Below are 15,317 nucleotides of genomic sequence, written 5' to 3'. Positions count from 1 at the left end.
TACAGGGCCTCGGGGGTAGGACGACGAGGCCGTTCGACGCTCGGGGTCGGGACCGAGCTTGCCTCACGCTACGGCCGGGGTGCCACCGCCGGCACGTCCCAGAGCGGGTGCCCCTCGAAGGGGTGCGACGGTCGAGCCGGGTCGGACTCAGTAGGTGCGGACCACCGTGGCGGAGCGCCTCGCGGAGACGAACCGTGCCCGGTCGTACAGGCCCAGGGCACCCGTCGGGCTCACGGAGTCCACGTCGAGCACGGCCACCTCGAGCCCTTCGGCGACGTGCGCCTCCAACGTCGACGCGAGCAGCGACTGCGCGAGGTGCCGTCCGCGCCAGGAGCGCCGGACGCCGACGTACTCGACGTAGGCGCAACGCCGACCCAGGGCCGCCCAGTCCTCGGGGTCGACGTCGCTCAGCACGAACGCCACGACCTGCTCGGCACCCTCGGGATCGTCGAGCGGACGCGCGACGGCGAGCAGCGAGAGGTCCTGGCGGAAGGTGCTGGCCCCGACCATACGGCCCCAGCGGTCCTCGCTGGTCGGCTGGCTGCCCCAGTGGTCGCGGAAGGCGTCGTTGCGGGCCTGACGCGTCGCCTCGACCCACTCGTCGGTCAACGTGACCAGGCGGACGGCCGGGTCGAGCGCGACGCGGTCGATCGGTTCCGCCAGGTCGCGACGCAGCTCGGTCCACCACCGCGACTCCTCGAACCCGGCGTGACGGAACGCCGCCCGCGAGGCGAGGGCGTCCTCCTCGACGTCGGTCACGAGACCGGCGGGCAGCACCTCGTCACAGGTGGCCAGGTGCTGCTCGCCCCGGGCCCGTTGCCAGTCGAGGACACGACGGCCGAGACCCTCGCCACGTCGGTCGGGGTCGACGCCACCGGGGACCCCCACGCGCACGAGGTTGACCCGGGTCGGGGCGAGGTGGCTGAGCCCCCAGGCGACGAAGCGGCCGTCGGTGTCGACCCCGACGATGCTGTCGCGCTCGAGGTCGATGCCGGGCGACGTGAGGTCGTCACGCACGACCTCGAGCGCATGGCCACGGTCGGGGTGGTCGACGGACCCGATCCGGGCACAGAGGGCGTGCAGCGGCTCGAGGTCGTCGAGGGTGAGCGGGCGCCAGGTGACGCCCACGACGGGCTCGGGCGGCACCACGACGTCGGGCGCGTTCACCCGCTCGCGGACGGGACGGTCGGCCGTGCCGACGCTGACCCCCTCGGCGGCCTCGCCTCGGGCGACGACGACCGGGGAGGAGGTGGCCGGTTCTCCTGGGGCGGAGGCCGGCGTGGCGGTCTCGGCGCGGGACGCGGTGGGGGCGGTCTCGGCGGGCTGGTCGTCAGGCATCCGTCCATCCTGCCGGGTCGACTCCCGCCTCGGCGAGCCGAACCCGACCTCACCCCGACCTGAAGACGTGCACTTCCCGACAACTCGCCGCCGACACGCCGCCCATCTCGGCACCAGACGCCCGCGAGGCCCGGACTTGTCGCGAAGTGCACACACGGACGGGGCGGGGACGACGAAGGGCCCCGGTCCGCACGATGTGCGAGCCGGGGCCCTTCGAGGCGAGGCCTTCAGGAGGCGCGGTGCGGGTCAGACCCTCACCGCGCCTCCGTCAGTCGCTCAGTTGTAGGTGCCGGGCGTGAAGTCGTCCGACGAGAACGAGTCGAAGTCCACGAAGCTCAGGTCGGCTTCGTTGAACGACGCATCGTCGGTGAAGACGCGGTTGGGGTACCGCTCGGCCTTCGCCTCTTCCGTCGCCTCGACCGACACGTCGCGGTAACGCGACAGGCCGGTGCCCGCGGGGATGAGCTTTCCGATGATGACGTTCTCCTTCAGACCGACCAGCGGGTCGCTCTTGCCTTCCATGGCCGCCTGCGTCAGGACGCGGGTCGTCTCTTGGAAGGACGCGGCCGACAGCCACGACTCGGTCGCCAGCGAGGCCTTCGTGATGCCCATGACCTCTTGGCGGGCGGACGCGGTCCGCTTGCCCTCGGTCAGTGCCGCACGGTTGATCTCGTTGTACTTCGACCGGTCGACGAGCTCACCGGGCAGCAGGTCGGTGTCGGCGTGGTCGACGACGGTGACCTTGCGGAGCATCTGACGGACGATGACCTCGATGTGCTTGTCGTGGATCGGCACACCCTGCGAGCGGTAGACGTCCTGGACGCCACCCACGAGGTGCTGCTGCACCGCACGGACGCCCTTGACGCGCAGGACCTCTTTCGGGTCCACCGCACCGGCGATGATCTGCTCACCGAGCTCGACGTGCTGACCGTCCTCGACGAGGAGGGTCGAACGCTTGAGCACGGGGTAGATCACTTCTTCGTCGCCGTTGTCGGGCTGCAGGATGACGCGGCGAGCCTTGTCGGTGTCCTCGATGGTGATGCGACCGGCCGAGTCGGCGATCGGGGACGCACCCTTGGGGGTACGCGCCTCGAACAGCTCGGTCACGCGGGGCAGACCCTGCGTGATGTCGTCGGCCGAGGCCGAACCACCGGTGTGGAAGGTACGCATGGTCAGCTGCGTGCCGGGCTCACCGATCGACTGGGCCGCGATGATGCCGACGGCCTCACCGATGTCGACCAGGTTGCCGGTGGCCAGCGAGCGGCCATAGCACTGGGCGCAGACACCGACGGCGGCCTCACAGGTGAGGACCGAGCGGACCTTGATGGTCTCGACACCGGCCGCCACGAGCTCGTCGATCAGCACGTCTCCGACGTCGGCGCCGGCCTCGGCCAGCACCGTGCCCTCGGCGTCCACCGCGGCTGCCGCGAGCGACCGTGCGAACACGGTGTTCTCGACGGTCGCGTCGCGCACCATGACGCCGTTGGCGTCGGGTGCGGCGATCGGCATCTCGAGGCCACGCGAGGTGCCACAGTCGTCTTCACGGATGATGACGTCCTGCGACACGTCGACGAGACGACGGGTCAGGTACCCCGAGTCGGCCGTACGGAGGGCCGTGTCGGCCAGACCCTTGCGGGCACCGTGCGTCGCGATGAAGTACTCGGCCACCGACAGACCCTCGCGGTACGAGGAGATGATCGGGCGGGGGATGATGTCACCCTTCGGGTTGTTCACCAGGCCTCGCATGCCGGCGATGTTGCGCACCTGCAGCCAGTTACCACGTGCCCCGGACGTCACCATGCGGTTGATGGTGTTGTCGATCGGGAAGTTCGCCCGCATCTCGGCGGCGACCTCGTTCGTGGCCTCCGTCCAGATCTTGATCAGGTCGGCACGACGCTCGGCGTCGGAGATGAGGCCCTTGTCGAACTCGGACTGCACCGCCGCGGCCTGCTTCTCGTAGCCCGCGACGATCTCGGGCTTGCGCGGAGGCGTGAGCACGTCGGACAGCGCGACGGTGACACCCGAACGCGAGGCCCAGTAGAAGCCCGCGTCCTTGATGTTGTCGAGGGCTGCCGCGACGGCGACCTTCGGGTAGCGCTCGGCGAGGTCGTTGACGATCGTCGAGAGCATGCCCTTGTCGGTCACCTGCTGGACGAACGGGTAGTCCGCCGGCAGGTTCTCGTTGAAGAGCGCACGACCGAGGGTCGTCTCGAGCAGGATGTCCTGCCCGACCTCGTAACCCTCGGGTGCTTCGCCCTCGGCGAAGTGCACGCCGTTCATGCGGATCTTGACCATCGCGTTGAGGTCGAGCGAGCCCTGGTCCTTCGCGAGGATCGCCTCGGCGACCGACGAGAAGGCACGGCCTTCACCCTCGGCACCTTCGGTGACCGTCGTCAGGTAGTGCAGACCGATGATCATGTCCTGTGCGGGCAGGGTCACCGGGCGGCCGTCGGACGGCTTCAGGATGTTGTTCGAGGCGAGCATCAGGATGCGTGCCTCGGCCTGGGCCTCGACGGACAGCGGCAGGTGCACGGCCATCTGGTCACCGTCGAAGTCGGCGTTGAACGCCGCGCAGACGAGCGGGTGCAGCTGGATGGCCTTGCCCTCGACCAGCTGGGGCTCGAACGCCTGGATGCCGAGACGGTGCAGCGTGGGCGCACGGTTCAGCAGCACGGGGCGCTCGCGGATGATCTCTTCGAGGACGTCCCAGACCTGCGGGCGCGAACGCTCGACCATGCGCTTGGCCGACTTGATGTTCTGAGCGTGGCTCAGGTCGATCAGGCGCTTGATGACGAACGGCTTGAACAGCTCGAGGGCCATCTGCTTGGGCAGACCGCACTGGTGCAGCTTGAGCGTCGGGCCGACGATGATGACCGAACGACCCGAGTAGTCGACGCGCTTGCCGAGCAGGTTCTGGCGGAAGCGACCCTGCTTTCCCTTGAGCATGTCGCTCAGGGACTTCAGGGCACGGTTGCCGGTACCGGTGACGGGGCGACCACGACGACCGTTGTCGAACAGGGCGTCGACGGCCTCTTGCAGCATGCGCTTCTCGTTGTTCACGATGATCTCGGGAGCACCGAGGTCGAGCAGGCGGCGGAGGCGGTTGTTGCGGTTGATCACGCGACGGTAGAGGTCGTTCAGGTCGCTGGTCGCGAAACGGCCACCGTCGAGCTGCACCATCGGGCGCAGCTCGGGCGGGATGACCGGGACGACGTCGAGGACCATGGCTGCCGGCGAGTTGCCGGTGGCCAGGAACGAGCTGACGACGCGCAGGCGCTTGATGGCGCGGATCTTCTTCTGACCCTTGCCCTCGGAGATCTGCAGGTGGAGGTTCTCGGCCTCGGTGGTGAGGTCGAAGGCCTCGAGGCGCTTCTTGATCGCCTCGGCGCCCATGTGGGCCTCGAAGTAGATGCCGAAGCGGTCCTGCAGCTCGTGGAAGACGGCGTCCTCGGGCTTGAGGTCGCCGACCTTGAGGTTGCGGAAGTCCTCCCACACGCGCTCGAGGCGGTTGATGTCCTCGTCGAACGACTTGCGCGTCTGCGACATCTCTTTCTCGGCGCCGTCCTTCGCACGACGCTTCTGGTCGCTCTTCGCGCCTTCTTCCTCGAGGACGGCCAGGTCGTCCTCGAGCTTCTTCAGGCGATCGGCGATGCGCGTGTCGCGCTGCGACTCGAGCTGCTTGATCTCGAGGCGGAGCTCGTTCTCGAGCCCGGGCATGTCGGCGTGACGGCCCTCTTCGTCGATCGAGATGACCATGTAGGCCGCGAAGTAGATGACCTTCTCGAGGTCCTTCGGGGCCATGTCGAGCAGGTAGCCCAAGCGCGAGGGGACGCCCTTGAAGTACCAGATGTGCGTGACGGGGGCGGCGAGCTCGATGTGGCCCATGCGCTCACGACGCACGGACGACTTCGTGACCTCGACGCCGCAGCGCTCGCAGACGATGCCCTTGAAGCGGACACGCTTGTACTTGCCGCACGCGCACTCCCAGTCACGCGAGGGCCCGAAGATCTGTTCTCCGAAGAGGCCGTCCTTCTCGGGCTTCAGCGTGCGGTAGTTGATGGTCTCCGGCTTCTTGACCTCACCGTGCGACCAGGCGCGGATGTTCTCGGCAGTGGCGAGGCCGATCCGCAGCTCATCGAAAGTTGTTGCTTCGATCAAAATTTAATCCCTTGTCAGATGTATCGACGTGTCGTTGTGGGAAGGGGGCTTAGATCTCGTCGACGTTCGACGATTCGAAGCGGGAGGAGATGTTGATGCCGAGCTCTTCGGCGGCACGGAAGACCTCGTCGTCCGTGTCGCGCAGGCTGACCGTCTGGCCGTCGGCCGAGAGGACCTCGACGTTCAGGCACAGCGACTGCATCTCTTTGATGAGGACCTTGAAGCTCTCGGGGATGCCGGGCTCCTGGATGTTCTCGCCCTTGACGATGGCTTCGTACACCTTCACGCGGCCGAGGATGTCGTCCGACTTGATGGTCAGGAGCTCTTGCAGCGCGTACGCGGCGCCGTAGGCCTCGAGGGCCCAGACCTCCATCTCACCGAAGCGCTGGCCACCGAACTGTGCCTTACCACCCAGCGGCTGCTGCGTGATCATCGAGTACGGACCCGTCGAACGCGCGTGGATCTTGTCGTCGACGAGGTGGTGCAGCTTCAGGATGTACATGTAGCCGACCGAGATCGGGTTCGGGAACGGCTCACCCGAGCGACCGTCGAACAGGCGCGCCTTGCCGGACGAACCGATCAGACGCTCACCGTCGCGGGTCGGCAGGGTCGAGTCGAGCAGACCCTCGATCTCGCGCTCGGCGGCACCGTCGAACACCGGGGTGGCGACCTTCGTACCGGGAGCGGCGCTGAGCGCCTCTTCGGGCAGGTTCTTCGCCCACTCCTGGACGCCCTCGACGTTCCAGCCCTGCGCCGCGATCCACCCGAGGTGGATCTCGAGCACCTGGCCGAAGTTCATGCGGCCGGGCACGCCGAGCGGGTTGAGGATGATGTCGACCGGGGTGCCGTCCGCGAGGAAGGGCATGTCCTCGACGGGAAGGATCGTCGAGATGACGCCCTTGTTGCCGTGACGACCGGCGAGCTTGTCACCCGCGGTGATCTTGCGCTTCTGGGCGATGAACACGACGACGCGCTGGTTGACGCCCGAGCCGAGCTCGTCGTCTCCGTCTTGCGAGTCGAAGACCTTGACGCCGATGACCGTGCCCTGCTCGCCGTGGGGCACCTTCAGGGACGTGTCGCGGACCTCACGGCTCTTCTCGTTGAAGATCGCACGCAGCAGACGCTCTTCGGCGCTGAGCTCGGTCTCGCCCTTGGGCGTGACCTTGCCGACGAGGATGTCGCCGGGGCGCACCTCGGCACCGATGCGGATGATGCCGCGCTCGTCGAGGTCGGCCAGCAGGTCGGGGCTGACGTTGGGGAGATCACGGGTGATCTCTTCCTTGCCGAGCTTCGTGTCGCGGGCGTCGACTTCGTACTCTTCGATGTGGATCGACGAGAGCGTGTCGTCCTTGATGAGGTTCTGCGACAGGATCATCGCGTCCTCGTAGTTGTAGCCCTCCCACGGCATGAACGCGACGAGCAGGTTCTTGCCGAGCGCGAGCTCGCCGTTCTCGGTCGCGGGACCGTCGGCGATGACCTCGCCGACCTCGACGCGCTGGCCGGCGTCGACGATCACACGGTGGTTGTAGCTGGCGCCCTGGTTCGAACGGTCGAACTTGCGCAGGAAGTAGTCCTGCGTGCCGCCGTCGTCGAGCTGGACGGTGACGACGTCGGCCGACACCTCGGAGACCACGCCCGCGGCGTCGGCGGTGACGACGTCACCGGCGTCGATCGCGGTGTAGCCCTCCATGCCGGTGCCGACGAGGGGGCTCTCGCTGCGGACGAGCGGGACGGCCTGACGCTGCATGTTGGCACCCATGAGGGCGCGGTTCGCGTCGTCGTGCTCGAGGAACGGGATCAGCGACGTGGCCACCGACACCATCTGGCGCGGCGAGACGTCCATGTAGTCGACCTCGGCCTTGTCGACGAGCTCGACCTCGCCGCCCTTCTTGCGGACGAGCACCTTGTCGTCGACGAAGTCGAACTTGTCGTCGAGGGGGGCGTTCGCCTGGGCGACGACGTAGTCGTCTTCTTCCGACGCGGTGAGGTAGTCGATCGTCGTGGTGACGTTGCCCTTCTCCACGCGACGGTACGGCGTCTCGATGAAGCCGAACGAGTTGATCCGCGCGAAGGACGCGAGCGAACCGATCAGACCGATGTTCGGGCCTTCAGGGGTCTCGATCGGGCACATGCGGCCGTAGTGCGAGGGGTGGACGTCGCGGACCTCGACGCCGGCGCGCTCACGCGACAGACCGCCGGGGCCGAGCGCGCTCAGGCGACGCTTGTGCGTCAGACCCGAGAGCGGGTTGTTCTGGTCCATGAACTGCGACAGCTGCGAGGTGCCGAAGAACTCCTTGATCGCGGCGACGACGGGGCGCACGTTGATCAGGGTCTGCGGCGTGATCGCCTCGATGTCCTGCGTGGTCATGCGCTCGCGGACGACGCGCTCCATGCGCGACAGACCGGTGCGGACCTGGTTCTGGATCAGTTCGCCCACCGCGCGGATGCGACGGTTGCCGAAGTGGTCGATGTCGTCGACGTCGAGGCGCAGCTGGACGGGCTCGCCGTCGCGCGTGCCGTTCATCGTCTTCTCTTCGGCGTGCAGCGACACGAGGTACTTGATCGTCGCGACGATGTCGTCGACGGTCAGGACCGAGTCGCCCAGGGGCGCGTCGATGCCGAGCTTGCGGTTGATCTTGTAGCGACCCACCTTGGCCAGGTCGTAGCGCTTGTGGTTGAAGTAGAAGTTGTCGAGGAGCGCGCGCGCGGCCTCGGCGGCGACCTGCTCGCCCGGACGGAGCTTGCGGTAGATGTCCTTGAGCGCCTCTTCCTTGGTGAGGATGGCGTCCTTCTCGAGGGTGGCCTCGATCGAGGCGAAGCCCTTGAACTCTTCCATGATCTCTTCGCTCGTCAGGCCGAGGGCCTTGAGGAAGACGGTCACGCTCTGCTTGCGCTTGCGGTCGATGCGGACGCCGACCTGGTCGCGCTTGTCGATCTCGAACTCGAGCCAGGCACCGCGGCTCGGGATGACGCGAGCCGAGTAGATGTCCTTGTCGCTGGTCTTGTCGGAGGCGCGCTCGAAGTAGACGCCCGGGCTGCGGACGAGCTGCGAGACGACGACACGCTCGGTGCCGTTGATGATGAAGGTGCCGCGCTCGGTCATGAGCGGGAAGTCACCCATGAAGACCGTCTGGGTCTTGATCTCACCGGTGAGGTGGTTCATGAACTCGGCGTTCACGTAGAGCGGCGCGGCGTAGGTCTTGCCACGCTCTTTGCACTCGTCGATCGTGTACTTGGGCTCTTCGAGCTCAGGAGCCGTGAACGAGAGCTGCATGGTCTCGCCGAGGTCTTCGATCGGCGAGATCTCTTCGAAGATCTCTTCCAGGCCCGAGTGGAGGGCGAGGTCGGTGCGACCCTGCTCGGTCGCCTCGGCGAGACGGTCCTTCCAGATGTCGTTGCCGACGAGCCAGTCGAAGCTCTCGGTCTGGAGCGCCAGCAGGTCGGGGACCGTCAGCGTGTCGGTGATCTTGGCGAACGAGAGCCGCGATGCGTTGCGACCGTTCTTGGGTGAGTTGGTGGATGCGTTGTTCGCAGCAGCCAAGGAAGTAACCTCCGTGGACCCCGTCGGGTCATCACTGTCGGACAGTATGTGGTGAGTGAGTGAACGGCCCTACCCGGCGGACACCATCCACCCCGCCGTCATATTCGGGGGTGGGTGTCTCGAGACGTTGTCGACCGCAATATGACGACAGGACGCACGGGGAGCGCAAAGGTCCATACTAGGTCGCCCCGGACACGCCTGGCAAGCCCTGTCGTTGACCTTTCGCCCGAGCTTCGGTATAACCCGGGCGCATGCACAGGCATTCCACGGGATCGGGGGCCGCGTGCGCCTCCTCGTCCCCGGGGATGGGAGGCTGGAGGCATGGCCGCACAGCACGACGAACCGCCCGTCGAGATCTCGATCGGGGCGGGCCTCGCCCGCGTGGACGAGGACCGGCACCGCCCCGGTTCGTACACGCTCGTCGTCGACGGCACGCCCCAGTCGCACGTCGACCTCGACGACCCGACGCACCTGGCCTTCGAGTACGTCCGGCGCATCGGGCACGCGGTCGACCTGCTGCCCGAGGGGCCGGTGACGGCGCTGCACCTCGGCGCCGGCGCCCTGACCCTGCCGCGCTACGTCGAGGCGACCCGGCCGGGCTCGCGTCAGCAGGTGATCGAGCTCGAGGCCGACCTCGTCGCCCTGGTGCGCGAGACGCTGCCCCTGCCGCGCGGGGCATCGATCCGGGTGCGCTACGGCGACGCCCGCGAGGTGATGGTGAAGCTGCCCGCCGGGCTGCGCGGCACGGTCGACCTGTTGATCGTGGACGTGTTCGGCGGCTCGCAGATCCCCGCTCACGTGACCTCGCTCGAGTTCTACACGGCGGCGGCCGAGTTCCTGTCGCCGACCGGCATGCTGATCGTCAACTCGGCCGACGGTGCGGGGCTGGCCTTCGCCCGGGGCCAGGCGTCGACGCTCGCGACCGTGTTCGAGCACGTGGTCGCGGTCGCCGATCCCGCGACGCTCAAGGGGCGCCGCTTCGGCAACGTCGTGCTGATCGGCTCGCCGTCGCCGCTGCCGACCGACCGCATGCCGCGGCTCTACTCGTCGGACCCGCTGCCGGCCAAGGTCGTCCACGGCCGCGAGCTGCGCGACTTCGTCGCCGGGGCGCCGGTCGTCACCGACGCCACGGCCGTACCGTCGCCCGAGCCGTCGCGGAGCGTGTTCGGGGCGCGCTGATCGGTACCGCGCGCCGGAAGCCACACAACGCACCCCGCCACGATGTGGACACGACGCCACGCTGAAAGGTGGCGGCGTGTCCACATCGTGGCGGCGTGAGGGTGCGGCGGCATGACGGCACAACCGCGACGGCACGCGCGCGGCACGGCACGGGCCAGGTGCGGCGGGGGCCGGGCGGCGGGGCTACTGGTCGGCGCGGGGGGCGGGGGCGCCGAGGGCGGCGCGGAGGCGGGCCTCGGCGTCGTCGGGGACCTTCGCCGCCTCGACGTTGGCCTCGGTCACGGCCTTGATGACCTCTTCGCGCTGGATCTTCACGCCACGCGGTGCGTCGATGCCGATGCGCACGCCGTCGCCACGGGAGTCGAGCACCGTGATGACGATGTCGTCGCCGATCACGATGCGTTCTCCGACCTTGCGTGTCAGCACCAGCATCGGGCCAGCTTACTGAGCGCGGGCCGGTCCGGTCACGACGACAGGCAGGAGGCTCGGGTCGCGACCGCAGGAGGCGCGGGTCGGCGGGCCCGGGACGGCGGCGGCCACGAGGCACGACCGCGGGAGGACGACCACCGCAGGAGGCGCGGCTCAGCGGGCCGCGCCTCCTTCGCGCCAGCCCACCGGCACGCCGAGCAGGTGCACCGTGCCCGGGGTCGCCGTGTCGTCCTCGCCGACCACCGCGGCCGCGACCACGGGCGCGACGGCCCGGACGGCCTCGACCCAGCGGGCCGTGTCGTCGTGCTTGCGGCCGACGTCGACCGCGACCCAGACCTGGTCGGCGGCGATCGCCTCGAGGGTCGCGGGAGCGGCGGCGTCCCAGGCGAGGGCCGTCACGACGGCCGAGTTCTCGTGCACGCCGGTGGCGCGGGCCAGGATGCCGCTGCGGCGATCCGACACGTCGACCGAGCGCAGCCCGAAGGTCGACGCCATCTGGGCGGCCACGCGGAAGGCGTCGCCGGGGCGGCCGACCACCACGACGAGGTCGCCTGCCCCGCGCGACACGTCGGGGGCGGGCGGCACACCCGGGGAGGCCACGGCCCGGGCCTGCGCGGCGAGGGCGTCGGCGGCGGCCGCGAGCGAGGCGGCCGTGCGGCGGGGAGCGGCCCCGTGCGGCGCGTCGGGGTCGGCGGCGTCACCGTCGGCGAAGGCGGTCGGACCCGCACTCACGGCACCGACGCCGACACCCCCACCGGCACCGGCGGCCGGCGCGATGCCGTTGAAGGTGAGGTCGTCCATGATCGAGGCGAACGCGTCGGTGCGCGTCGACACGTCGGCCGGGGCCGCGACCGGCACCGCGCCTCCTGCGCTCGACGGCGAGGCCGACGCCCCGCCCGCGCTCGCGGCGGCAGCGGCTGCGGCGCGGGCGGCCCGACGCGGACTCACGGGCACGACCGAGCCGGTCAGCACGTCGTCGAAGCCGTCCCGGACGGGCGTGCTCGACGCGGCGGCATCCCCCGGGGCGATCGAGGCCGACCACGCGGCCCGGGGTGCCGGAGCCCCCGCCTGCAACGCGTCCTCGGCCTCGTCCGCCGACGCCAGCAACGCCGCGATGCCCGCACGCTCGGCCGGCACCGGCGTCGTGATGCGCACCCGCGCGACGGGCAGGTCGATCGCGGGGTCGGGCACCTCGACGGTGACCTCGTAGTGCTTGCGGGCGAAGAAGCCGGCGACTCCCCCGACGGTGACCTTCTGGGCCGCGACGATGCGGGCCGAGGCGCCGTGGGTCGCCCGCACCTCGCGGCGCAGACCGTCGAGCGTCTCGCCGGTCATGACGATCGTGGTCGCCATCTCAGGCCACGATCGAGTCGGTCGCGCGGACGACGCCGACGGTCTCGATGGTCGACCCGGCGGCGGTGGCCTCCTGGTACGACAGCACCGGCAGACCGTTCTGCTGCGCCGACACGAGTCGGTGGATGGCCGGCCGCAACGCCGGAGCGCAGACCAGCACCGCGCTGAGACCCTGGGCCTCGACCGACTGCACGGCCTCGCGCAGCGACCCGAGCACCTGCTCGACCCGGTGCCCGTCGAGCAGGATCTGCGTGCCCTGGTCGCTCGGCCGCAGCCCCTCGAGCATGGACTGCTCGAGGGTGGGGTCGATCATGATGACCCGCAGCACGCGGCCGTCGAGGTACTGCGCCGTGAGCGCGGGTCCCAAGGAGGCGCGGGCCGCCTCGACGAGTCCCTCCGGGTCGGTCGACACCTTCGCCCGCAGCGTCAGGCCCTCGCAGATCCGCGCGAGGTCGTTGATCGGGATGCGCTCCGACAGCAGGCCCTGGAGGACGCGTTGCAGCTCGGCGAGCGACAGCATGTTGGGCACGAGGTCGTCGACGGCCGGGGCGTTGACCTGCTTGACGCCCTCGGTCAGCACGCGGACGTCCTCGCGGGTGAGCAGTCGGGCGGCGTTGTCGGCGATGATCGACGACAGGTGCGTCACGAGCACCGAGACGCGGTCGATCACCGTGGCGCCGGTCATCTCGGCGCTGTGGCGCATCTCGGCGGGCACCCACTTGCCGGCGAGGCCGAAGACCGGCTCGACCGTGGCGGTGCCGGGCAGACCGTCGAGCGCGTCGCCGAGGGCGAGCACCGAGCGGGCCGGGGCCTGACCGCGACCGGCCTCGACGCCCGCGATGCGGATCGAGTAGGTGGCCGGCGGCAGGTCGACGCTGTCCCGGGTGCGGACGGGCGGCACCACGATGCCGAGGTCGACCGCGATCTTGCGGCGCAGTGCCTTGACCCGGCCGAGCAGGTCGTCCGACGCTCCCCCGACCATGTCGACGAGATCGGGTGCGAGCAGGATCTCGAGGGCGTGCACCCGCATCTGCTCGAGCAGGTCGTCGGTCGTGTCGGTGGGGGCGACGACCGCCGCCTGCTGCTCTGCGAGGGCCGCGCGCGCCTCCTCGGCCTTGGCGGCCACGCCGAGCCGGTAGGCGACGACCAACAGCGCCCCGCCGATCAGCAGGAAGGCGACGATCGGCATGCCCGGGATGAAGCCCATGCCGATGGCGGCGGTCCCGGCCACGGCGAGCGCGATGCGCGACTGCCCGAGCTGCGACGCGGCCTGCGCGCCCATCTCGGTGTCGGCGCCCGAGCGGGTGACGATCATGCCGGTCGAGACGGCCATCAGCAGCGCGGGGATCTGCGTGGTCAGGCCGTCGCCGATGGTGAGCAGGCCGTAGTGCGAGAGGGCGTCGCCGATGGCCATGCCGTTCTGCAGGGCGCCGATCGCGATGCCGCCGACCAGGTTGATGATGATGATGATGATGCCGGCGATCGCGTCGCCCTTGACGAACTTCGACGCACCGTCCATGGCGCCGTAGAAGTCGGCCTCGGCGCTGACGTCGGCGCGACGCTGCTTGGCGACCTCGTCGGTGATCAGGCCCGCGTTGAGGTCGGCGTCGATGGCCATCTGCTTGCCCGGCATGGCGTCGAGGGTGAAGCGCGCGCCCACCTCGGCGACGCGCTCGGCGCCCTTGGTCACGACCACGAACTGGATCACGACGAGGATCAGGAAGATCACCGACCCGATGATGATCGAGCCGCTCACGGCGACGTGCCCGAACGCCGCGATGACGTCGCCCGCGTAGCCGTCGCCGAGCACGAGGCGCGTCGAGGCCACGTTGAGCCCGAGGCGGAACAGCGTCGCGACGAGCAGCAGCGACGGGAACACCGAGAAGTCGAGCGGCTTCTTGACGAACAGCGTCGTCAGCAGGATCACCAACGCCAACAGGATGTTGAGGATGATCAGCACGTCGAGCAGCGGCGCGGGCACCGGCACGACGAGCAGCAGCACGATGCCGACGATGCCGACCGGGACGGCGAGCTTGGGCAGGGTGGACTTCATCGGGTGCCTCCAGAGGTGGCGGGGCGGACGGAGCGGGAGAGCGCAGGAGGCGCGGTGCGGGTCGGCGCGGAGGTCGCGCCGGTCGCGGTGCCGGTCGCGGCCTCGCGGGCGATGCGGAGGCGGCGGGGCACGGCGTCGGCCTCGAGCGACTCGGGCGCGAGGACGCCGGCCACCTCGTCGGCCGTGGTGACGCGGGGCGGCGTGTGCGTGCCCTTCAGCGTGCCGCGGGCCTTGAGCGCCATGACGAAGGTGAGGACGCGGGCGACCGGCGTGTAGAGGTCGACGGGGATCTCCTCGCCCAGGCCGCAGGCGGCGTGCAGGGCGCGGGTCAGGGGGACGTCGACGACGAGCGGCACGCCGTCGGCGGTGGCCTGCTCGCGGATGCGGGCGGCGACGGTGCCGGCACCCTTCGCGACGACGCGCGGCGCCGACTTGCCGGGTTCGTACTTCACGGCGACGGCGTAGTCGGTCGGGTTGACCATGACGACGTCGGCGTCGGCGATGGCCCCGATCATGCGGTTGCGGCTCATCGCGAGCTGACGGGAGCGCCGCTGCGACTTGACCAGGGGGTCGCCGTCGCTCGACTTGTTCTCGTCCTTGACCTCTTTCTTGGTCATGCGCGTCTTCTTGCGGTTGCGACGCATGACGACGAAGACGTCGGCGAAGGCGAGCAGCAGGCCGGCCGCGATCGCGGCCTTGATCAGGATGCCGGTGCCGACCTTCGCCTCGGCGAGCACGGCCGAGACGCTGAGGCCGCCGCCGCTCATGAGCACGGGCATCAGGCCCTGGATCGCGAACCACAGCACCAGGCCGACGACGGTCGTCTTGATCAGCGCCTTCGCGCCGTTCCACAGCGCCTGCGTGCCGAAGGTGTTCTTCAGGCCGTTGAGCAGGTTGAACTGCTCGTAGTTGCCGGTCATGCGCTTGATGTGCACGCCGCCCTGCACGATCGCGGTCGCGAGCACGGCCACGCCGACGACCGCGAGCATCGGCCCGATCGTCGCCCCCATCGAGCCCGCGCCCTGCATCAGTTCGGTGACGACGGTGGACGAGTCGGGGTGCGTGATCGCCTGGCGGATCGAGAACATCTGGTCGACGCCCGCCGAGGACGCCCGCTCGATGGTCGAGGGGATCATCACGGCGGCGGCGCCGACGCCCACCCAGGCGCTGAGGTCCTGCGACCGGGACAGCTGGCCCTTCGAGTGGACCTCTTTCATCCGCTTCTCGGTCGCGGCCTCGGAGCGCTCGCCGGAGTCGTCCGCCATG

At 69.6% G+C, this 15,317-nt stretch carries 8 protein-coding genes; 1 reads left to right on the top strand and 7 read right to left on the bottom strand.

Going from position 1 to position 15,317, the window contains the following annotated elements:
• Positions 1-147 precede the first annotated feature (147 nt).
• The 3 genes from AC1MBW_RS08320 to rpoB form a co-directional block, all read right to left on the bottom strand.
• Positions 148-1,338: a GNAT family N-acetyltransferase gene (locus AC1MBW_RS08320; RefSeq protein ID WP_480024155.1), complete on the bottom strand. Its 1,191-nt coding sequence runs from the start codon at positions 1,336-1,338 to the stop codon at positions 148-150.
• 276 nt (positions 1,339-1,614) lie between these two features.
• Entirely contained in the window at positions 1,615-5,496 is a 3,882-nt protein-coding gene (locus AC1MBW_RS08315) for a DNA-directed RNA polymerase subunit beta' (protein WP_480024154.1), read from the bottom strand.
• Positions 5,497-5,545: 49 nt separating this feature from the next.
• Positions 5,546-9,037 (bottom strand): DNA-directed RNA polymerase subunit beta, encoded by a 3,492-nt coding sequence (gene rpoB, locus AC1MBW_RS08310; RefSeq protein ID WP_054145403.1) that lies wholly within the window; start codon positions 9,035-9,037, stop codon positions 5,546-5,548.
• A gap of 321 nt (positions 9,038-9,358) precedes the next feature.
• Between rpoB and AC1MBW_RS08305 the strand changes: the two genes are divergently transcribed.
• A complete protein-coding gene (locus AC1MBW_RS08305) occupies positions 9,359-10,216 on the top strand; it encodes a spermidine synthase (RefSeq protein WP_055975079.1) in 858 nt (285 codons plus the stop codon).
• 183 nt (positions 10,217-10,399) lie between these two features.
• Here AC1MBW_RS08305 and csrA read toward each other — a convergent pair whose 3' ends face one another.
• The 4 genes from csrA to AC1MBW_RS08285 form a co-directional block, all read right to left on the bottom strand.
• A complete protein-coding gene (csrA, locus tag AC1MBW_RS08300; protein ID WP_480024153.1) occupies positions 10,400-10,648 on the bottom strand; it encodes a carbon storage regulator CsrA in 249 nt (82 codons plus the stop codon).
• A gap of 150 nt (positions 10,649-10,798) precedes the next feature.
• On the bottom strand, positions 10,799-11,998 hold the full coding sequence (locus AC1MBW_RS08295) for a hypothetical protein (RefSeq protein ID WP_480024152.1): 1,200 nt from the start codon (positions 11,996-11,998) through the stop codon (positions 10,799-10,801).
• A 1-nt stretch (position 11,999) separates the two neighbouring features.
• Positions 12,000-14,051 carry a flagellar biosynthesis protein FlhA gene (locus tag AC1MBW_RS08290; protein WP_480024151.1) on the bottom strand — a complete coding sequence of 684 codons (2,052 nt, stop codon included), beginning with the start codon at positions 14,049-14,051 and terminating at the stop codon, positions 12,000-12,002.
• Entirely contained in the window at positions 14,048-15,316 is a 1,269-nt protein-coding gene (locus tag AC1MBW_RS08285; RefSeq protein ID WP_480024150.1) for an EscU/YscU/HrcU family type III secretion system export apparatus switch protein, read from the bottom strand. Before AC1MBW_RS08285 ends, AC1MBW_RS08290 begins: the two co-directional genes overlap by 4 nt.
• Position 15,317: the final 1 nt, after the last annotated feature.

The organism is Frigoribacterium sp. AP1, from assembly GCF_056680555.1.
The sequence above is the reverse complement of the archived record's forward strand: the minus strand, read 5'-3'. Positions and strand labels throughout refer to the sequence as shown.